We start from the raw sequence: 19,717 nt of genomic DNA, 5'->3' as shown, positions 1-19,717 counted from the left end.
CTCAGGATGTGTCGGCCGCCGTCGTCTCCGACCCGCCGGTCAGATCTTGAAGCTCACCTTGTTCATGCTCGGCGGCTGGGTTCCGATCGAACGCTGCCACTGGCGTGCGGTGAAGCGGTTGACCATCAGCTGGGTCGCGCCGATACCGATCCCTGACGCGATCGCCCACGTGAGCGCGAGGTACAGGGGCGTGTCGGGGTCATTGGGCTCCGGTGGCTCTTCGCCCGAAACCATCTTCCACACCTGGGTGATCAGCTTCTGGGTGGCGATAGTGGTCACGGCGCCGACGGCGCCGGCATAGATCTTCCAGACCAAGCTCTGCGTGGGTCCCACGGGCTCCTCCTCTGTTGCGTGAGCACCATCGTAGGGGCAGGACCGGCGTTGTTCCGGAAGGGTGGACGTAGGCTGGCCGATGTGCCTGAACCTGATCTCCCCGAGCCTGATACCCCCGAGCCCGACAATGACGAGTCGCTCCAGGACTCGACCATCTTCATCGAGCACCGCCATGTGCCGATGTGGTGGTGGGCGGTCATTGCCTTCTTCGTTTTCAGTGCCGGCTTTGCCACGTGGTGGTACCTGGGGCTGAGGGACGCGGCGTTGCTGACTGCAGGCATCGGGCTCATCGTCGGCTGGATCGTGTTCGTCTGGGGCAGGAGCCCTGTGCGTGTCGGCGGTGACGCCCTCAGCGTCGGCCCCAATCGCATCGAGTGGAGATGGGTCGGTGCGGCGACCGCACTCAACCGTGACGAGACCGAGCGCGTTCTCGGGCCTGACGCCGATCCCCGAGCGTTCCTGCAGATGCGACCGTGGTTGCATGAAGCGGTCCGCCTCGAGCTTGATGACCCGGCTGACCCTCATCCGTACTGGCTCGTGGGGACGCGGGACGCGTCTGCCCTTCGTGCCGCGATCAACACCGCCCGGGCCGAGACGCCCGAGACCGACGTACTGCAGGAGCCCTGATGATTCGACTGCCCTTCATCCGTTTCGACGCTGACGTTCCGACGCCGTCGTACGCCCATGAGCACGATGCCGGACTCGATCTGGTGTGCACCCGAGACATCACTCTTGAACCGGGGGAGCGTGCGCTGGTGGGGACCGGGATCGGGATAGAGCTCCCGGAGGGACACGCCGGGTTCGTGCACCCCCGCTCGGGACTCGCCGCGAAACATGGCATCACCGTGGTCAACGCACCGGGGACGGTGGACGCCGGCTACCGCGGTGAGATCAAGGTATGCCTGTTGAACACCGACCGCGAAGCCACATGGAGCGCCGAGCGGGGGGAGCGGATCGCCCAGCTCGTGGTGCAACCGGTGGTGCACTGTGAACCGGTCGAGGTCGATGAGCTGTCGGGCAGCGAACGCGGTGTGGGTGGTCACGGTTCGACGGGTGGTTGACCGGGTGACATGATGCAATCTGCAGGTGGTCGAACCGAGCAGCGCGTAGGAGATGTTCCATGATCTTTGGTCGCAAGAAGAAGTCCGCCGAGAAGGCGGATGAGATCGAGGAGGCCCTCGAGCAGGATGTCGATCTGGACGCGGATGAGACCGGCTCGGATGACGTCGAGGACGCGGATCCGGATGACGTCGACGCCGACGATTCCGAATCCGATGAGGCCGACGCCTGGCGTGAATTCGACCTGTCGAAGGACTGGCGTGCGGACGGTCCGTTCGACATCGACGAGGTCGACCTCGTCGATGACGAGGCCAACCGACTCGACCTCGGCTCGCTGATAATCACGCCCATACCCGGTTCGGAGCTGCGTCTGCAGATGTCGGAGCCCAAGAAGGAGATCGTGTCGGCGCTCATGATCTCTGGCCAGTCGGCCATGGAGATCTCAGTGTTCGCCGCCCCGCGTACCCCCGGCATGTGGGCCGATGTGCGCGCGGAGCTGATCGAGCAGACCACCTCGACCGGCGGTGTCGCCGAGTGCGCCGAGGGGCCGTTCGGAACCGAATTGCGTCGACGCATGCGCGTCCAGCTTCCCGACGGCAAGACCGGTATCCAGCCGAGTCGCATGTGGGTGGCCGAGGGGCCACGTTGGTTCCTGCGCGGCATCCTGTTCGGCCCGACTTCGGTCAGCGAGGAATGGGACGACGATCTGGTCGGCCCATTTTTCGACGCTTTCAGCGACCTGATCGTGCGTCGTGGTGAAGACCCGCGTCCCAGTGGTGAGGTGCTTGCTCTGCATGTGCCCGATGAACTGAAGGAGCAGGCTGCAGCCCAGCAGCTGGCTGCGCAGCAGGAGGCTGCCAAGAAGGACGAGACGAAGGACGACGGTCCGATCGGTGAGGGTGGCGTCATGGGCGTCGCGCGACAGGGCTGACGATGGGGCTTCGGGAATGGTGGCGGCGTCTGGGAGCTCCAGATGACGCGTTCTGGGCCGAACCGGTCCAATACGACGAGGCTCTCGAAGGGGTTCAAGAAGTAGCCACGTGCGCCGACCGCGCAAAAGGACGTGTCCATGGCACGGTCACGTCGGTCGAGATCCGTCCGCACGACGGGGCCTGCTCACTGGTGGCGCGTCTGAGTGACGGATCCGGTGAACTGGAGGTGGTGTGGATGGGGCGCCGCAGTATCCCCGGGATCGGGGTCGGCACCATGCTGACCGTCGAGGGACGTGTGTGTGTGCACGACAAGCGTCGCACCATGTTCAATCCACGTTACGAACTCGCTTGCGTCTGACCACTGGTGTCATCGGGGCCCTGCACGTCGGATCCGTCCCCATCCCGGTGGGCTACGGGGGCATCATGGCTGGCGATGAGCGCAGTGAGACGCGCTTCCTGTTCGGTCTCGGTCAACAGCAGAAGCTCGTCGCCGTCCTCGAAGACCACGGCGGGGTCGGGGGCCAGTGGACATCCGGCGCGGATGATGGCCACGAGGATGATTCCGGGGCCGAAATCCATGTCGCCGAGTGACGTTCCCACGATGCTGCTGGAGGCTGGAAGCGTCAGTTCCATGAGATGGGTGTTGCCGTCGCGGAAGCTGAACAGGCGCACCGCATCGCCCACCGTGACGGCTTCCTCCACCAGGGCTGTCATCAGACGCGGCATCGAGACTGCCAGATCCACGCCCCACACATCGTCGAACATCCATTCGTTGCCCGAGTGATTCACCCGGCCGACGGTGCGGGGGACCCCGAACTCGGTCTTGGCGAGGAAGGTGTGCACCAGATTCGCCTTGTCGTCTCCGGTGGCGGCCACCGACACGTCGAAGGTGTCGAGTTCGACCTCCTCGAGGGAACCGATCTCGCAGGCATCGGCCAACACCCAGCGTGCACCCGGAACGGTTTCGGTCTTCATGGCCCGAGGGTCACGTTCCAGCAAAGTCACATCGTGGCCGTGCTCCAACAATTCGCGAGCGATGGAGCGGCCGACGTTTCCAGCTCCGACGATGGCGATTCGCATGGGGTCCTTCTTCATTGGGCTCGGGTGCGTTCTGTTCGGATGCGTTGATTTCGGGGACGCGCAGGGTCCTGCAGTCAGCGTTTCGGCGGCGAACCGAAGAAACCTTCGAGTTCGCTGATGCGGTCGCCCTCGGCCGCCACGTACATGAGGTCGCCGTGCTGGAACACCGTGGAACTGTGGGGCACGATGCCCTGCCCGAGACGCAGCAGGAACGGGATCGGTGTCGAAGCCGCGGTCTCCATCGATTTGATGCGGTGTCCGACCCACCCCTCGTGGACGAACATCTCCATCAACTGGACAGAACCGGACTGATCACGCCACACCGGTTCGGAACCTTCCGGGAGGAGCCTGCGCAGCATGTTGTCCGAAGCCCAGCGCACCGTGGCGATCGTGGGGATCCCCAGACGCTCGTACACCTCGGCCCGCTGTGGGTCGTAGATGCGGGCCACCACGTTCTCGACCTCGAATGTCTCACGCACCACACGAGCAGCGAGGATGTTGGAATTGTCGCCGTTCGACACCGCGGCGAAACCGCCGGCATCTTCGATTCCGGCTTTGCGCAGCACGTCACGGTCGAATCCGACCCCCTTGACCGTGATTCCCTGGAACTCGGTCCCGAGGCGCCGGAAACTGTTCACGTCGGCGTCGATCATGGCCACCGAATGCCCACGCTTCTCCAAACTCCTGGCGAGGCGGGTGCCGACGCGTCCGCACCCCATGATGACGATGTGCATGGAGGCATCCTCCCCCTCGGCTCTCGGACGGCGCAACCGGACGCGGCAGCGGAGACTCGCCCCGGACGGTGCCGGACACACGCGGACGCGCCATACGTCTATATTCGGACATATGCCGTTGATCATGGGTGGAAGTAGAGGATCATCGACAGGGGCGACCCCACATGTCGGCCCCTGCGGCCAAGGTCGCGGGGTGGGCGATGTCATGGTGCCCTCGATCAGTCGCCGCTGCCACCACGGGGCGCGATGAATCCGGGTGGCGTGAGTTCGGGGCAGTCCGTCGGCGATGTCATCGGTCCGCTCGAGGTCACCGCAGTGGCTCACGGGGGCCACTGCGTGGCTCGCCACGAGGGCCGAGTGGTGTTCGTGCGGCACACCGCTCCGGGGGAGCGGGTCAGCGTCCGTCTCACCGACACCAGCCGTGATGCGTTCTGGCGGGGTGATGCCGTGGCCATCCATCGAGAACATCCGGGTCGGATCGAGCCGTCCTGCCGTATCTCGGGTCCCGGCGGCTGTGGCGGATGCGACTTCCAACACCTGGACTCGGCGACCCAACGCGCCATGAAACAACATGTGCTGACCGAGCAGCTGCGTCGTCTGGCCGGATATGAATGGGACGGTCAGTTGGTGTCGGTGCCACCGACCCTGGGCTGGCGCACACGTCTGCGTTACTGGCAGAGCGAACACGGGCCGGCGATGCGGCAGCATCACTCACACCAGCTCATCCCTCTGCCTGAAGAGGGTTGCCGGATCGCAGCCATGTCGGTGCCCCACGATCCTGAGATCCCCGACGGATCCGAGGTACGACTCGTCCAGGCCGGGCGCAACACCTTGACTCTCATCGACGGTGAGGTGACCGTCGGCCGTGGTGTCGTGACCGAGCACGCCATGGGGCGGTCATGGCGGGTGGCGGCCTCCGGCTTCTGGCAGGTCCATCCTCAAGCAGCCGACACATTGGCTCAGCAGGTGCTTGAATTCGCCGAACCACAGCGTGGCGATCGTGCCTTCGACCTCTACTGTGGCGTGGGTCTTTTTGCAGGAGTGCTTGCGGACAGCGGTGCCAAGGTCTGGGGTGTGGAATCGGACTCCAAGGCCATCAAGCATGCGTCGACGAATGTGCCGCAGGCCCAACTCCTGCATGGGCCGGTCGAACGGATGTTGAAGCGTCTGCCCCGACGTGCGGACATCATCGTGCTCGATCCTCCCCGCAAGGGAGCGGGACGCAACGTCATGCGTGCGGCGCTGGAACGATCACCGCGCGCACTGGTGTACGTGGCGTGCGACCCGGCGTCACTTGGACGGGATCTGGGAACGGCACGTGACCATGGCTGGGAGATCCGGGACGTCCGCGCGTTCGACCTGTTCCCGCAGACCCATCACATGGAAGCCGTCGCGCTGCTGCAGCGCCTCTGACCCCGGAAGTGCCCAGCGCCAGAAGTGCCAGAATCAGAAGCACCCGGGGTCAGAAGTGCACATCGTGTTCGAGAGGCGTGGCCGAGGCGATCAGGCGTCCGCCGCGGTATGACGCCACCACTGGAGCGTTGAAGCTCAGTGCCTCGTACCAGGTGGGGGCGTCGAACAGCACGAAGTCGGCACTGTTGCCCGGCTCGATGCCGTAGTCGTCCAGGCAGAGCGTGCGGGCTGCGTTGTGGGTGACGAAGCGGTGGGAATCCAAGATCTGCTGATGGCCCATCATCTGTGTCACGTAGAGCCCGTTGAGAACGACATCGCGCAGGTTGCCGGTGCCCAGTGGGTTCCAGGGGTCGACGATGTCGTCCTGCCCGAAGCTGACGTTCAGCCCGGCCTCGGTGAGCTCTTTCACCCGCGTGACTCCGCGGCGCTTGGGGTAGGTGTCGGTGCGTGCCTGCAGGTGGGTGTTCACCATCGGGTTGGAGACGAAGTTGATGCCGCTGAGCTGGAGAAGCCGAAGCAGGCGCAGGAAGTAGGCGTTGTTGTACGAATGCATCGCGGTGGTGTGGCTGGCCGTCACACGGGAGCCCATACCGCGTTCGTAGGCGCGTGTCGCAAGGGTTTCCAGACCGCGGGACGCTTCGTCGTCGATCTCGTCGCAGTGGACATCCACCAGGAGCCCGAATTCATCGGCGAGGTCGACGGCGAAGTCGAGGGACGACACCGAGTACTCGCGGGTGAACTCGAAATGGGGAATGGCGCCGATCGCGTCGACCCCCAAGTCGGCTGCGCGGCGCATCAAGCCACGACCGTCGGGGAATGAATCGATGCCCTCCTGAGGAAAGGCGACGATCTGGAGCGTGATGTGGTCGGCGAGTTCCTCGCGCATCTCGAGCAGGGCGTGGAGCGCGGTGAGGTCGGGGTCGGTGACGTCGACATGCGTCCGCACGTATTGGATCCCGAAGCGCGCCTGCTGTCGGACGGCGCGCCGGACGCGGTCCTTCACATCGTCGTGGGTGAGGAACTTCTTGCGGTCGGACCACACCTCGATGCCTTCGAAGAGGGTGCCTGATTCGTTCCAGCGGGGTTCTCCCGCAGTGAGAGCCGTGTCGAGGTGCACGTGGGACTCGATGAGGGGCGGCAGACACAGGCGTCCGGCTCCGTCGATGATCTCCTCGCCGTGGTGCTCGAGGAAGGGGCCGATCTCGCTGAAGCGCCCATCGGTGATGCGGATGTCGGTGGTGTCGGCGGCGTTCTCGATACGAACGTTGCGAACGAGCAGATTCATGGTGCCTCAGCTTGTCAGTGGGGATCGGCGATGACGGGGTCGTGGTCGATGCGGATGCGGCGGCCGATGAGGTAACAGAGCACCGCGACGGTCATGGCGTTGAGAGCACCGATGCCGACGGGGATGAACCAGCCGGCCAGCCCTCCGGCGATGATGCCGATCATCGCACCCGGGGCCAGTGTGGGGGAGACCTTCTGTGCGTAGACGCGTCGGTCGAGGATGTAGTCGACGATGATGATGGCGCCCACCGGTGGAAGAGTGGCGTTGAGGAAACTGAGCCAGCCGACGAAGTTGTCGTAGAGCCACAGGGCGAGCACGGTGCCGATGATACCGGCCACCAGCACAAGTGGTTTCTTGTCGATCTTGGTGATGTTCGCGTAGCCCAGTCCGGTGGTGTAGAGGGCGTTGTTGTTGGTGGTCCAGATGTTGGCCCCGAGAACGATGAGGGCGGGGATGGCCAGACCCTGAGCGATCATGACGTAGAAGATGTCATCTTGACCGGTGCTGGCCCCGCCCACGGCACCGAAGCTGAACATCAGGGTGTTGCCCAGGAAGAAGGCCACCACGGTGGTGATGACAGCCGAGACGGGGTTGCGTGCGAAGCGCGTGAAATTGGGGGTGGCCGTGCCACCGGAGACGAATGAGCCCACGACCATGCCGATCCCGGCGATCAGCGTCATCCCCGTGGATTGGGCGAAGATCGTGTCGACACCACCACCCTCGTCGATGGCACGGAACATGGAATATGTGCCCAGGCCTGCGATGAGCGGGACCGAGATGAAACTGACCACCTCGATCGCTTTGATGCCGAAGTAGGCCGATGCGGTCATCAGAGCACCGGCGACGATGACGATGAACCAAGGACTGATCTGGAGCAGTTCAGCGGTGGGGTGGGCGAACATCGCCACGCCGACCCCGAACCAGCCCATTTGAGTCACCGAGATCAGCGCGCTGGGGAGGAACGATCCCTTGGTGCCGAAGGCGCGTTGCGCCAGTAGATCGAGGTTCATGCCGGTCTTCGCACCCATGTACCCGAGGGCACCGGTGTAGGCGGCGAGAATGATGCCACCGAGGAAGACCGCCCAGAGGTAGGTCGTGTAGTCGAGACCGTTGCCGAGCTTGGCGCCCACGCTCATGGAGGCGGAGAAGAAGGTGAACCCCAGCATGACGAAGCCGACCGCCCAGAAACCGCGACGGTTTCTGGCGTCCACCGCTTCGAAGGAAAAGTCATCGTCGGTGGCAGACACGACGGGGCGGGTGCTTTCGCTCATACGGTCTCCAAGAGGTGCAGTGTTCGCCAGAGATTAACCCACGAGGCCGAGAGGGCGTCGGCGATGCCGGTCGGCGCGAAGGAATGTGAGGATCTGCGTCTCGATGGCCGGCCAGCGACGGTGGATGTCGGTGTAGGTGATGCGCAGCACGAGATATCCGAACTCCTGCAGCAGGCGGTCGCGTCGCCGGTCATCGATGAAAGCCGCATCATCGCTGTGGTATCTCCGGCCATCCACCTCAAGGACCAGGCGTTCTCCGATCAGCATGTCCACGCGGCCGACACCGTCGATGTACACCTGTGGGCGAAACCGGATCCGTTTGGCACGGAGACGGTGGTGCACGAGTGATTCGCCCACGGCGTCGGCGCTTCCCATCAGCTCACGCAGTCGCTGCTTGCGTTTGTTGGCGAAGGAGAGCAGGAACTCGAGGTCGCCAGCGGGAAAGCCCCATTGGCGCAGCGCGGAATCCAGCACCACGAGTAGCTCTTCTCCCTCCAGACATCGGATCGCGGCTTCCATCGCGACCTCGGGCGGGTCGATGGGAACGTCTTTCGGGTGAGCACGCCAGGTGGGGCACCATGTGCGCCCCGGGGAGGGAGCTGCACGCAGCGGGCGGAGATGCAGGCGACGGGGCCGCAATACTTCCAACCCGTGGAGCTCCAGCGCGGAAACACACGAGACGATGCCGTCATTACCGAGCCCCTGCACCACTGTGAGGTCGGCAGTGGGAGTCACCAGCCAACCGCGTGTGGGCCGAGCGAGTCGTCCACGCCTCACCGCCAGGTCGATCGCGGCCCGGGACCAACCTTGGTTGATGAACCATGCGCGGGGCGCTGCATGTCGGGGAAGAGGGAGTTCCATGTCGGCATTTTTGCCTGATTCACGAAGCGACACACCGGCTCGGCCCACCGATTCCGGTACCTCGCCTTCACCCCCACCAGCCTGTCGTCCACGATCCTGGGCTCGGCCCCACTGATTCCGGCACCTCGCATTTGTCGGCCTCTCAGCGACTCAGGAGGGAAATCTTCCCTCTTGAGTCGTTCAACAGGGTGTTTGTGCGAGATGGCGGTGTCAGGAAGGGCGGGGCAATGCTTCGAAGGTGGTGGGCTCGAGAATGCATGTCCGTTCGATCGGGCCCGGCAACTCGTAGATCCCGATTCGCTTCTCACTGAAGTTGTAGAGACGGGCCAACACATAGGTGTCACTGTGGTTCTCACTCACCGACACCTCATTGCGAGTCACGATCATTGGCCAGGACTGAGGTTGCCGCGTGGTCTTGACCTCGATGAGTCGCGGTCGTTCCTCCAACGTCCAGGATCGGATGTCGTACCCCAGACCGTCGCCTTCGGTCTGGCTCACATGTACGACCTCGGCCGCGAGGTCGGGGCGACCGGCTTCGGTCAGCCGTGCCTGTTCGCGCCGCACCATGGCTTTCTCGCCGGCCCGACCGAGGCTTCGGTTGTTCGCCTCACGAGCGACGAAATCGACGAAGACACCGTGCTGTCCTGCCCCGGGAACGCGCAGCATCAGGTCATCGGGAGGGCTGATCACCTCCCACTCGAGGTCTGGCCGTTCGATGGCCGGGTGATCCACCGACCGCTCCATGAGATCGATGAACCCGTCACGTCGCATGAGTTGTTGCCGGACCTCGTGCTCCAGGCTGTGCTGGCGGTTCCCGCGAGGCTTGTACCCCTTGATGTACACGCAATGCAGATCCCGGAGCACGCTGCTGATATTGGCGAACTTGAACTCGTAGGCGCTCTCACGCCGCCCAAAACGTTCCTGCAGCCGTCGACGGTGGTTGGCCTTGGAGTAGCTCTGATCGGCCAGCTCCTGCTCGAGCATGTCGAGGTAGGCCGTCACGGTGGCGGCGTTCTCCTCCGGGGACCAAGCATCCTTGCGCACGTCGCCAGGCTAGCGGGCCCTCGCATTTGTCGGCCTCTCAGCGACTCAGGAGGGAAATCTTCCCTCTTGAGTCGTTCAACGGGGTGTTTGTGCGAGACCGCATTCTCCGGGGAGCAAGCGATCGAGAGACCGGTCGAGAACGGACCGTGCCTCAGCTGGCGACAGCGCGCCGTTGATCACGCGAAGACAGATCCCGTCAAGGACGGCGGCGAGCAGGTTCGCGGTTGTTTCGGGTGAAGTGTCCCCGAGCTCGTAGGTCAACGACGTGATTTCGTCATGCAGAGAGGTCCAGGCCTCGCGAATCACTGCAGCGACCCGAGGGTGTGCGACGGCGGCAGTGATGAACATGTACCAGGCCGAGAGAGCGGCGATGCCGATGTCATTGGTGGGTATCGCTTGCATCAGCAGATGGCGAAGGCGAGCTCGCGGATCGGTATCGCCTTTGATGTATCTGTCCTCGGCAAGCTCGGTGATGGTCAGGCAGGCGTGCACCAGCAAGTCGTCCTTCGTTGCGAAGTAGTGCTGGACACGCCCCATCGATACTCCGGCGGCATCAGCGACTCGGCGCAGACTCACGGCCTCGATGCCGTGCTGAATCATCACGTGGATGACGCCCAGGGCGATCTCTCGTCGACGTTGCTCGGGGTCGGCGTGGCGGGGCATGACCCCACGGTAGCAATGCGACTGCATCGTCAAGGGGTAGAGTTGCAATGCGGTCGCATTGTTTGTGGCCGCGTGCTCGGTGAGGAGGGTGTGGTGCGGATCAAGCGGATGGTGACGGGGGTGCTGGTGATCGCAGTGGGGATCCCCGTGGGGTTCGTCGCGCTGAATGTCGCGTTGATGGTGGATGGTGCGGAACTGAGCCATTGGCGTTCGGAGGAGTCGCGGCTGCGTTTCGAGAAGACCTACGCGGAGACGCTGGCGCTGATGCCCGAGCCTGTCGAGACTCATGATGTCGAGACATCCTTCGGAGTCGTTCGGGCCTACCGTTTCGAGCGCCAGGGAGCTGATGCGGCCTACCGTGCACGTGATCCGTTGGTTCTTCTTCCGGGGCACAGTGCTCCGGTCCCGATGTGGCAGGGGACGGTGTCCGATTTGTACACGGACCGTGCGGTTGTGGCGATCGACCTGTTGGGGCAGCCGGGCATGTCGGTGCCCACGCGCAAGGTGGTCGACTCTGCCGACCAGGCCCAATGGCTCGAGGAGACCCTGGCCGGGATGGGGCTCGAGCGTGTTCACCTGGTGGGGGTCTCCTTCGGAGGCTGGACTGCGATGAACCATGCGACCCGCCATCCGGCAAGGGTGGCCTCGGTGAGCCTCTTCGATCCGGTGATGGTCTTCAGTCGCATACCTGGGAAGACCATGGTGGCCGCCATGCTGACCGAGTTCCCGCTCATGCCGGATCGGTACGACGACTGGTTCATGTCGTGGACCGCAGGTGGCGCGCCCGTGGATGAGTCGGTTCCGGAGGCGCGCATCATCGGTGCCGGGATCGAGGGTTATTCAGTGGTGCAACCAGCCCCTGCCCCGATTCCTGAGGCCGCCCTTGGTGAACTCGATGTTCCGGTGCAGGCGTTCATCGCGGGGCGCTCGGTGATGCACGTGGATCCAGCAGCGGCTGCGGAAGTGGCGCGGGTGCGGCTGAGGCGCGGAGTAGTGGTGGTCAAGCCGGAGGCCACCCATGCCATCCATGGGGAACACGCGAAGGAACTGAATGCGCGGGTGCGGGAGTTCGTATCACGGAGGCGGTGACGGGGCATCGGTGCTTCCAATGCGGGACGCTGCTTGGTCAGTCGTTCTTGACGTGGCCGGTCTCGATGAGAGCGTTCCGAAGAATGTCGTTGAATGTTTCCGGCTGGCACAGAGGAGTGGGATCTGCAGAGTCTGGGACTCTGATGAGTTTGGCTCGCGGCACGGCTGCTGCGAATTCTGTCGCGAATCGCTCCGACCTCCACCACGAGTCCTCGCCGAGAACAAACCAGACCGGGTAGTTCGCCAACGTGATCGCGGGGAGGTAGTTGACAAGGTTGATCGCATTGCGTGTGTAGAACGCCTGCCACGGGCGAAGGCTGCGAACGGCGTCGGCGAGGTGTGCTGCGGCTTCCGGCCACTGCCGGTAGGCCTGCTGCATCAGCCCCGTCAAGAGGGTGCGAGGGAGGAAGTTGGAGACGGATCCGGCGTAGACGCTCGCCAGCCATGCCGCTCTGGAGAGGGAGAGAGGTCGAGAGTCCCCGTACGAATCGACCACCATGAGCGCCTCGACACGGTGTGGGTGTGTGGCTGCGAAGTGCTGGGCGATCACGCCGCCGAAACTGACTCCGCATATGAAGGCTGACTCTTCGCCCAGTTCATCAAGTAATGCGGCAATATCGTCTGATATCTGGTCTCTGATGTGACGGGGGCCGGTCAGATTGCCAGAGCGGCCCACGCCACGTGCGTCGAACGTGATCACTCTCGCGTGGTCGGTAAAAGCCTCGACCTGTCGTGTCCACATTCGGGATCCGGTGCTTATGGCATGGATCAGCACGACAGGCGGCCCTTGCCCTTGCGTCTCGTAGTGGATCCACGTGCCGGGGCGATGGAGCTTCATGAGCCGGGAGCCGATCTGTGTGAACCGTCTGGTCGTGACTCCTTGAGCGCTTCGACCATCTGCGATTTCAGTTTGTGGAAAGCGCGCTTCCCGGCAGCAGGATCACCGTCGTACGTTTCGAGCGATGCGACGATCATCCTGCTGATGCTTTTGAGGGTCTGTTCCAAACTCGGCGATTCCGGGAAGCGCAGGAGCGGTTCGGCCAGCAGCGGGCCGAGCGTCAAAACGCTGAGGGTGTGGCTGGTTTCTTCCGGTGATGCGTCTTCGCGCAGGAGCCCGTTCGCCTGCATCTGTGCAATGAACTCTGCTCCCAGAAGTATGCGGGGGTGGTAACGGTCAGTTCCATGCGTATGGAGGATCCCGTTCATGGTGCCATCGGCGTCGGTGTAGAGGGCTCGCAGGAACGGGCGATCGAGCAGGGCCTCCACGCTGTGGTGATAGATCCTTGAAAGGCGTCCTCCCTCCTGGTCGGCCAGGATGCGCTCTTCCGCGTCATTCAGATAGGCGCAGAACTCGGAGGTCACGACTTCTCTGAAGAGGTCTTCCTTGGTTTGGAACTCCAGATAGAAAGCCCCTTTCGAGACTCCTGCCGACCTTGTGACTTCCTCCACGCTCGTCTTGCGGAAGCCGTAGTGGGCGAACAGCCGTGCTGCCGCGATCAGGAGCTGGGTTCGGCGCTGGCTCATGTGGCTGCTCCTGGAAAGTGCTTGATCAAGAAATCCAAGAGGACCTGATTGAAGAATTCGGGGTTGTCCTGATGTGCATTGTGGGATGCGTCCGGGATTACGCTGTAGGTGCAGTGGGGGTCGCGTGCGGCCCACTTCGGCGCGCTTCGGGCAACATTTCCAGTTCGATCCTGTGCGCCGTGTGTGAGGAGCAGGGGAACTTCGATGCGGTAGTCAGGCTCGGGGTGGATGCAGTGCGAGACGGCGTGCCAGATGGCGAGGAATTCGTCTTTGGTCAGGGCTGCGGCTGCCTCTGCTGCATAGTCGCGAACGTGTTGGTGGCGTGCCGTGGATTGCGCGATGGTGCGTTTCAGGTGGCCCCATGGCCATGGCCGGAACCACTGCGGGGACGACTGGAGTGCCCACTTCTCCATGCGGGTGATGGGCATGGTGGTGCATGTGGAGCCGATGATGACCAGGGCTGCAACTCGTTCAGGGGCGCGCTTTACAAGTTTCTGTGCGATGTAACCCCCGAGCGAATGTCCGCCGATGCATGCGGGCGCGTTGACGTCGAAGTGGTCCAGAACTGCGATCAGATCGTCGACCATGTCTTCGACGCTGATGGGTGTCTTCCCCAGGGGTTTCGATCGACCATGGCCACGGATGTCCCATGTGAGGACGCGGTAACCGGCCTCTAAGAGTGCATGCAGATTCGGGTCGAAGGTTCGATGATCCATGGCGGCTCCATGGCTGAGGACCACTGCTGGGTGGTTCGGGTCGCCTGCCGACCATGCGTGCAGGAGCGAGCCAACGCGGGCGAGGGTGATCAGCTGTTGATCGTCGGTGACCATGTGTACATATTGACCAGAATTATCCAAATGGTCAATCTGTGGCATGGGGAAACATCGGATGTGAACGGCTGAGGAGAGTGAATCGTGGGCTCCGGGTCTGTGGCGTCCCGATCGGCATGGGGGCGCGCGGAGTCGTCGCCGACTTCTCTTCGTCGGGCCAAGCCCTGATCAGCCAAGCCTCCACGGCTCCAGGAGGTGATCGCCTGTGCGGAGTATGAGCCCCGGGGATGAGCCGCCTCATCCTCTCGGCATGATGGGCCCATGGCAGCGGATTTCGCAGGACGCAGGCTGGCAGTACTGACAAGTGGTGGCGATGCGCAGGGGATGAACGCCGCGGTGCGTGCGGTGGTGCGAACGGCTCTTGCTCTGGATGCCGAGGTGTACATGGTCACCGAGGGTTATCAGGGCATCGTCGATGGCGGTGATGGCATTTGCCGGGTCGGTTGGGATGACGTCGGCTCCATCCTTCATCGGGGTGGAACCATCATCGGGACCTTCAGAAGCCGTGACTTCCGTGAGCGCCAGGGCCGACGCCGGGCGGCTCGCAACCTCGTGGAGCACGGCATCGATCGCCTCATCGTCATCGGCGGCGATGGTTCCCTCTCCGGTCTGGATGCTTTCCGGGAGGAGTGGCCCGATCTGCTGGCCGAGCTCGTCGAATCCGGTGATCTCTCCAAGGAGCAGGCGCAGGAGCATTCGATGCTTATGGGAGCCGGTGTGGTCGGCTCCATCGACAACGACCTCGTCGGCGCCGACACCACCATCGGTGCCGATTCGGCTCTGCATCGCATCGTCGACGCCCTCGATGACCTCTCGAGCACGGCGGCGAGCCATCAGCGGACATTCGTTGTGGAGGTCATGGGGCGCCACTGCGGTTATCTCGCACTCAACGCTGCAGTGGCCGGTGTCTGTGACTACGTCCTCATTCCAGAGACGCCTCCGGGGCCGCAGTGGGTCGATCGCATGTGTGCCGAACTCACTCGGGGGCGCAACGCGGGGCGGCGTGAGTCGATCGTGCTCGTGGCCGAGGGGGTTCATGATGCGCAGGGGGAGCCGATCACCGCTCATGACGTTCAAGGAGTTCTCAAGGAACGCCTCGGTGAGGATGCCCGCGTCACGATCCTCGGCCACGTGCAGCGAGGTGGTTCTCCCAGCGCGTTCGATCGCTGGATGAGTACGTGGCTGGGCCATGAGGCAGCCCTCGCAGCGCTCGGCGCTGAGCCCGGTGATCAGCTTCCTGTCGTGTGCGAACGCAACGGTCGTGTTGGGCGCCTTCCACTTGTGGACGCGGTCCGCGCCACCCGGGAGGTCCCGGAGGCCATCGAGGTCGGCGATGTGGAGAAGGCGACATCCTTGCGTGGAGACACCTTTGGTGAACTGCGCGATGTCTTCCGTGACATGTCCGAACCGCCTCGCGTCGACGTGGTGGAGGCCGCTCCGCGTATTGCCGTGCTGCATGCTGGGGGATTGGCGCCGGGTATGAACGCGGCCGCCTTCGCGGCGGTGCGCCTGGGGATCGAGCGCGGGCTCGACGTCGTGGGTGTGACCGGCGGTTTCCCGGGGCTGGCATCGGGTGCACTCCGCTCTCTGGGGTGGGCCGATGTGGAGGGTTGGGTCCCGGTGGGTGGCGCCGAGCTGGGTACCCGTCGCGACCTTCCCCACACCCAGGATTACTTCCAGATCGCACGCGTTCTCGAAGACCAGGACATCCGTGGAATCCTCGCCATCGGCGGGTTCAACGCCTATCAGGGAATGCATCACCTGTGGCAGGAGCGTGAGCGGTACCCTGCGTTCCGCATTCCCATGGTCCTGGTGCCCGCCAGCATCGACAACAACCTTCCGGCGTCAGAGATCTCCATCGGTGCGGACACCGCACTCAACGAGATCGTCGACGCGCTGGATCGCATCAAGCAGTCTGCGTCGGCGGCGCAGCGTTGCTTCGTGGTTGAGGTGATGGGCCGGCACTGCGGATATCTGGCCATGATGGGCGGCCTCGCCGGGGGAGCCGAGCGGGTCTATCTGCAGGAGGAGGGGGTCACCCTTGAGGACCTCTCCCGTGATGTGGCGCGTCTGCGCAGCAGTTTCGCCGACGGCCGACGCCTGTTCCTCGCGATCCGCAACGAAGAGGCCAACCGCTTCTACACCACCGACTTCATCAGTCGGCTCTTCGCCGAGGAGAGTCGTGGCCTGTATGACGTGCGACAAAATGTCCTTGGGCACATCCAGCAGGGCGGAAATCCGACCCCGGCCGACCGCGCCCTGGCCACGCGTCTGGTGATGCATGCCATCGACGACTTGGCCCAGCGGGTGGAGGCCGGAACATCGGACGCCGAAGCCGTGGGGTTGGTCCAGGGACACGTGCGTCGCACGCCGATGGCTCACCTGTTCGACGACTTCGATCTCGAATGCCGCCGCCCGCGTGCGCAGTGGTGGATGACGCTGAAGCCGGTGCTCGAGGCGGTTTCCAATGAGCCCGAGCGGCAGTGAGGTCTCCGTGAGGCGGAAGGAAGGTGTACCTTCCCTCCGGCTCATGATGCCGATGGGGCAGAGTCTGGTTCGAGACATCACTGTACTATCTTGATGTCAAGACAAGTGAGCGACTCGGAAGTGGAGCCTATGAGCGAGAACAGTTTCGGAGCACGCGCTGACCTGAATGTCGGCGACAAGACGTACGAGATCTTCCGGCTGGACGCCGTGGAGGGCTCGGAGAAGCTCCCGTACAGCCTCAAGATCCTGCTGGAGAACCTTCTGCGGACCGAGGACGGCGCCAACGTCACCGCGGATCAGATCCGTGGCCTCGGGCAGTGGGACCCCAACGCAGCACCCAGCAACGAGATCCAGTTCACGCCCGCACGTGTCGTGATGCAGGACTTCACCGGTGTGCCCTGCATCGTCGACCTCGCCACGATGCGTGAGGCCGTTTCCGATCTGGGGGGTGACCCGCAGAAGGTCAACCCGCTGTCGCCCGCCGAACTGGTGATCGACCACTCGGTCATCGTCGACGTCTTCGGCACCCAGGACGCCTTCGCCCGCAACACCGACATCGAATACGGGCGCAACGAGGAGCGCTACAAGTTCCTGCGTTGGGGCCAGACCGCCTTCGACGACTTCAAGGTCGTCCCCCCGGGCACCGGCATCGTGCACCAGGTCAACATCGAGAACCTCGCCCGTGTGGTCTTCCCGCGTGAGGTCGATGGTGTTCTGCGTGCCTACCCCGACACCCTCGTCGGCACCGACTCGCACACCACCATGGTCAACGGCCTCGGCGTCGTGGGCTGGGGCGTCGGCGGCATCGAGGCCGAGGCTGCCATGCTCGGTCAGCCGGTCTCGATGCTCGTGCCTCGCGTGGTGGGCTTCAAGCTCTCCGGTGAGCTGCCCGACGGCGTCACCGCCACCGACCTGGTGCTGACGATCACCGAGATGCTCCGTGAGCACAAGGTCGTCGGCAAGTTCGTCGAGTTCTACGGACCCGGCGTCTCGGCCGTGCCGTTGGCCAACCGCGCGACGATCGGCAACATGAGCCCCGAGTACGGCTCGACCATCGCGGTGTTCCCCGTCGATGACAAGACCACCGATTACCTGCGCCTGACCGGTCGCTCCGAGGAGCAGATCGCCCTCGTAGAGGCCTACGCCAAGGAGCAGGGCCTGTGGCACGATCCTTCCGCCGAGCCGGTCTACTCGGAGTACCTCGAGCTGGATCTCGGTGACATCAAGCCCTCGATCGCCGGCCCGAAGCGTCCGCAGGACCGCATCCTGCTGGCCGATTCGAAGAAGCAGTTCCGTTCCGACATCCGCAACTACGTCACCGAAATGGAGCCCCAGGACAAGGCCGTGGCCGACTCCATGGAGGCCTCTGATCCCGCAGCGGCGGCTCCGGGCGCTGAAGGTGGCGACAAGACTGCTGCTGAGACCGCTGACAAGGGTGGTCTTCTTGACAAGGCGAAGGGTCTTGCGGCTGCGGCTGCCGACAAGGTCGGTTCGGTTGCTGAATCGGTCAAGGGCAAGGCGGCCGAGCGTGTCTCGGGTCGTCCGTCCAACCCCGTCGAGGTGACCCTCTCCAGTGGTGAGAAGTTCACCCTCGACCACGGCGCCGTTGCGGTGGCGGCCATCACCTCGTGCACCAACACCTCCAACCCGAGCGTCATGGTCGGGGCCGGTCTGGTAGCGAAGAAGGCCATCGAGAAGGGCCTGACCCGCAAGCCCTGGGTCAAGACCTCGCTCGCACCCGGCTCCAAGGTGGTCACCGACTACCTCGCCAAGTCCGGCCTGACGCCCTACATGGACAAGCTCGGATTCAACCTCGTCGGTTACGGCTGCACCACGTGCATCGGCAACACCGGTCCGCTGATCCCCGAGGTCTCCCAGGCGATCAACGACAACGATCTTGCTGTCACCGCGGTGCTCTCGGGCAACCGCAACTTCGAGGGGCGCATCAGCCCCGATGTGAAGATGAACTACCTCGCCAGCCCGCCGCTGGTCGTGGTGTATGCCCTGGCCGGCACCATGGACATCGACCTCGACTCCGATCCCATCGGGACCGACGCCGAGGGCAACGACGTGTTCATGAAGGACATCTGGCCGTCGGCCGACGAGATCCAGACCGCCATCGACGGCTCGATCAACGCCGAGATGTTCACCTCCCGCTACGCCGATGTGTTCGCCGGTGACGAGCGTTGGCAGAACCTGCCCACGCCCGAGGGCGAGCGCTTCGAGTGGGAGGACGCCTCGACCTACGTCCGCAAGGCCCCGTACTTCGATGGCATGCCTGCCGAGCCGGCTCCGGTGGAGGACATCCAGAACGCCCGTGTGCTGCTGAAGCTGGGCGACTCGGTGACCACCGACCACATCTCGCCGGCCGGTGCCATCAAGGCCGACAGCCCCGCGGGTAAGTACCTCAGCGAGCACGGCGTTGAGCGCAAGGACTTCAACTCCTACGGCTCGCGTCGTGGCAACCATGAGGTCATGGTGCGTGGCACCTTCGCGAACATCCGTCTGCGCAACCAGCTCGCCCCGGGCACCGAGGGTGGTTTCACCCGTGACTTCACCCAGTCCGATGCACCGGTCACCACGGTGTATGACGCCGCCCAGAACTACAAGCAGGCCGATACGCCGCTCGTGGTCCTCGGCGGTAAGGAGTACGGCTCGGGTTCGTCACGTGACTGGGCCGCCAAGGGCTCGGCGCTGCTGGGCATCAAGGCCGTCATCACCGAGAGCTTCGAGCGGATCCACCGTTCGAACCTCATCGGCATGGGCGTCCTGCCGCTCCAGTTCCCCGAAGGGGAATCGGCCGATTCGCTGGGCCTCACCGGTGAAGAGGTCTTCTCCATCGAGGGTGTCGCCGAGTTGAACAACTCGATCCCCGAAACGGTGAAGGTCACTGCCACCGGCGAGGGCGCTGACCCGATCACGTTCGATGCGGTCGTCCGTATCGACACACCGGGAGAGCGCGAGTACTACCGCAACGGAGGCATCCTGCAGTACGTGCTGCGGAACATGGCCAAGAACTGACGTTCTGACGTCGTGAAGCCCGAACGCCGGGTGCGAGGTTCGTCCTCGCACCCGGCGTTCGGGCGTTGTCCGGCATGTGACGTCCGGCATG

19 protein-coding genes are annotated in these 19,717 nt (G+C 63.9%); 8 read left to right on the top strand and 11 right to left on the bottom strand.

The features are described 5' to 3' along the window. Positions 1–39: 39 nt before the first annotated feature. Positions 40–333 (bottom strand): DUF4235 domain-containing protein, encoded by a 294-nt coding sequence (locus tag FB460_RS13260; RefSeq protein ID WP_246044202.1) that lies wholly within the window; start codon positions 331–333, stop codon positions 40–42. A gap of 81 nt (positions 334–414) precedes the next feature. Here FB460_RS13260 and FB460_RS01955 point away from each other — a divergent pair, with 81 nt between their 5' ends. Genes FB460_RS01955 through FB460_RS01940 form a run of 4 tightly spaced genes read left to right on the top strand, consistent with a single transcriptional unit; the run spans position 415 to position 2,682 of the window. Then, positions 415–960, top strand: coding sequence for a DUF3093 domain-containing protein (locus FB460_RS01955; protein WP_246044201.1), 546 nt, complete (start codon positions 415–417; stop codon positions 958–960). Beyond that, positions 960–1,394, top strand: a complete 435-nt coding sequence (gene dut, locus FB460_RS01950; protein ID WP_142092434.1) for a dUTP diphosphatase — start codon at positions 960–962, stop codon at positions 1,392–1,394. The genes FB460_RS01955 and dut overlap by 1 nt, the downstream gene beginning before the upstream one ends. A gap of 59 nt (positions 1,395–1,453) precedes the next feature. Continuing rightward, positions 1,454–2,323, top strand: a complete 870-nt coding sequence (locus tag FB460_RS01945) for a DUF3710 domain-containing protein (RefSeq protein ID WP_142092433.1) — start codon at positions 1,454–1,456, stop codon at positions 2,321–2,323. A 2-nt stretch (positions 2,324–2,325) separates the two neighbouring features. Beyond that, positions 2,326–2,682 carry an OB-fold nucleic acid binding domain-containing protein gene (locus FB460_RS01940; protein WP_142092432.1) on the top strand — a complete coding sequence of 119 codons (357 nt, stop codon included), beginning with the start codon at positions 2,326–2,328 and terminating at the stop codon, positions 2,680–2,682. On the opposite strand, the gene FB460_RS01935 is transcribed toward FB460_RS01940, so the two are convergent. Beyond that, positions 2,661–3,404 (bottom strand): potassium channel family protein, encoded by a 744-nt coding sequence (locus tag FB460_RS01935; RefSeq protein ID WP_142092431.1) that lies wholly within the window; start codon positions 3,402–3,404, stop codon positions 2,661–2,663. The genes FB460_RS01940 and FB460_RS01935 overlap by 22 nt on opposite strands. Before the next feature lie 74 nt (positions 3,405–3,478). Further along, entirely contained in the window at positions 3,479–4,138 is a 660-nt protein-coding gene (locus FB460_RS01930) for a potassium channel family protein (protein ID WP_142092430.1), read from the bottom strand. Positions 4,139–4,399: 261 nt separating this feature from the next. On the opposite strand from FB460_RS01930, the gene FB460_RS01925 reads away from it, so the two are divergent. Continuing rightward, positions 4,400–5,551, top strand: coding sequence for a class I SAM-dependent RNA methyltransferase (locus FB460_RS01925; protein ID WP_246044200.1), 1,152 nt, complete (start codon positions 4,400–4,402; stop codon positions 5,549–5,551). A 49-nt stretch (positions 5,552–5,600) separates the two neighbouring features. On the opposite strand, the gene codA is transcribed toward FB460_RS01925, so the two are convergent. The 5 genes from codA to FB460_RS01900 form a co-directional block, all read right to left on the bottom strand. After that, positions 5,601–6,836: a cytosine deaminase gene (codA, locus tag FB460_RS01920; protein WP_142092428.1), complete on the bottom strand. Its 1,236-nt coding sequence runs from the start codon at positions 6,834–6,836 to the stop codon at positions 5,601–5,603. Between the two features lie 14 nt (positions 6,837–6,850). Continuing rightward, positions 6,851–8,107, bottom strand: coding sequence for a cytosine permease (gene codB / locus FB460_RS01915; protein ID WP_142092427.1), 1,257 nt, complete (start codon positions 8,105–8,107; stop codon positions 6,851–6,853). Between the two features lie 33 nt (positions 8,108–8,140). Next, entirely contained in the window at positions 8,141–8,968 is an 828-nt protein-coding gene (locus tag FB460_RS01910; protein WP_142092426.1) for a DUF559 domain-containing protein, read from the bottom strand. A 210-nt stretch (positions 8,969–9,178) separates the two neighbouring features. After that, entirely contained in the window at positions 9,179–10,012 is an 834-nt protein-coding gene (locus FB460_RS01905; protein ID WP_142092425.1) for a protein NO VEIN domain-containing protein, read from the bottom strand. A 75-nt stretch (positions 10,013–10,087) separates the two neighbouring features. Next, positions 10,088–10,675: a TetR/AcrR family transcriptional regulator gene (locus FB460_RS01900; protein ID WP_170209911.1), complete on the bottom strand. Its 588-nt coding sequence runs from the start codon at positions 10,673–10,675 to the stop codon at positions 10,088–10,090. Between the two features lie 93 nt (positions 10,676–10,768). On the opposite strand from FB460_RS01900, the gene FB460_RS01895 reads away from it, so the two are divergent. Further along, complete coding sequence (locus FB460_RS01895; RefSeq protein WP_170209910.1) at positions 10,769–11,764, top strand: alpha/beta fold hydrolase; 996 nt, start codon at positions 10,769–10,771, stop codon at positions 11,762–11,764. Positions 11,765–11,801: 37 nt separating this feature from the next. Here the strand turns inward: FB460_RS01895 and FB460_RS01890 are convergent, their stop codons facing one another. From FB460_RS01890 to FB460_RS01880, 3 genes are read right to left on the bottom strand one after another with little or no spacing between them, the layout of a single operon-like run. Then, the gene (locus FB460_RS01890; RefSeq protein ID WP_170209909.1) at positions 11,802–12,539 is read right to left on the bottom strand and encodes an alpha/beta fold hydrolase; all 738 of its coding nucleotides are present in this window, start codon (positions 12,537–12,539) and stop codon (positions 11,802–11,804) included. 59 nt (positions 12,540–12,598) lie between these two features. Then, positions 12,599–13,288, bottom strand: coding sequence for a TetR/AcrR family transcriptional regulator (locus FB460_RS01885; protein WP_142092422.1), 690 nt, complete (start codon positions 13,286–13,288; stop codon positions 12,599–12,601). Further along, entirely contained in the window at positions 13,285–14,118 is an 834-nt protein-coding gene (locus FB460_RS01880; RefSeq protein WP_142092421.1) for an alpha/beta fold hydrolase, read from the bottom strand. Before FB460_RS01880 ends, FB460_RS01885 begins: the two co-directional genes overlap by 4 nt. A 261-nt stretch (positions 14,119–14,379) precedes the next feature. On the opposite strand from FB460_RS01880, the gene FB460_RS01875 reads away from it, so the two are divergent. Next, the gene (locus FB460_RS01875) at positions 14,380–16,605 is read left to right on the top strand and encodes a 6-phosphofructokinase (protein ID WP_142092420.1); all 2,226 of its coding nucleotides are present in this window, start codon (positions 14,380–14,382) and stop codon (positions 16,603–16,605) included. Between the two features lie 129 nt (positions 16,606–16,734). After that, positions 16,735–19,626, top strand: coding sequence for an aconitate hydratase (locus FB460_RS01870; RefSeq protein ID WP_170209908.1), 2,892 nt, complete (start codon positions 16,735–16,737; stop codon positions 19,624–19,626). The last annotated feature ends 91 nt before the right edge of the window (positions 19,627–19,717 follow it).

This window comes from Propioniferax innocua (assembly GCF_006716235.1).
Lineage (GTDB): Bacteria > Actinomycetota > Actinomycetes > Propionibacteriales > Propionibacteriaceae > Propioniferax > Propioniferax innocua.
Note: the sequence above shows the minus strand (reverse complement) of the source record. Positions and strands in the feature narration are given on the sequence as shown.

Excerpts from the sequence above, each read along its gene's own strand:
- dut (WP_142092434.1), top strand. The coding sequence starts at position 960 with ATGATTCGACTGCCCTTCATCCGTTTCGACGCTGACGTTCCGACGCCG.
- FB460_RS01880 (WP_142092421.1), bottom strand. The coding sequence starts at position 14,118 with ATGGTCACCGACGATCAACAGCTGATCACCCTCGCCCGCGTTGGCTCG.
- codB (WP_142092427.1), bottom strand. The coding sequence starts at position 8,107 with ATGAGCGAAAGCACCCGCCCCGTCGTGTCTGCCACCGACGATGACTTT.
- FB460_RS01945 (WP_142092433.1), top strand. The coding sequence starts at position 1,454 with ATGATCTTTGGTCGCAAGAAGAAGTCCGCCGAGAAGGCGGATGAGATC.
- FB460_RS01870 (WP_170209908.1), top strand. The coding sequence starts at position 16,735 with ATGAGCGAGAACAGTTTCGGAGCACGCGCTGACCTGAATGTCGGCGAC.
- FB460_RS01940 (WP_142092432.1), top strand. The coding sequence starts at position 2,326 with ATGGGGCTTCGGGAATGGTGGCGGCGTCTGGGAGCTCCAGATGACGCG.
- codA (WP_142092428.1), bottom strand. The coding sequence starts at position 6,836 with ATGAATCTGCTCGTTCGCAACGTTCGTATCGAGAACGCCGCCGACACC.
- FB460_RS01935 (WP_142092431.1), bottom strand. The coding sequence starts at position 3,404 with ATGCGAATCGCCATCGTCGGAGCTGGAAACGTCGGCCGCTCCATCGCT.
- FB460_RS01875 (WP_142092420.1), top strand. The coding sequence starts at position 14,380 with ATGGCAGCGGATTTCGCAGGACGCAGGCTGGCAGTACTGACAAGTGGT.
- FB460_RS01930 (WP_142092430.1), bottom strand. The coding sequence starts at position 4,138 with ATGCACATCGTCATCATGGGGTGCGGACGCGTCGGCACCCGCCTCGCC.
- FB460_RS01885 (WP_142092422.1), bottom strand. The coding sequence starts at position 13,288 with ATGAGCCAGCGCCGAACCCAGCTCCTGATCGCGGCAGCACGGCTGTTC.
- FB460_RS01910 (WP_142092426.1), bottom strand. The coding sequence starts at position 8,968 with ATGGAACTCCCTCTTCCCCGACATGCAGCGCCCCGCGCATGGTTCATC.
- FB460_RS01900 (WP_170209911.1), bottom strand. The coding sequence starts at position 10,675 with ATGCCCCGCCACGCCGACCCCGAGCAACGTCGACGAGAGATCGCCCTG.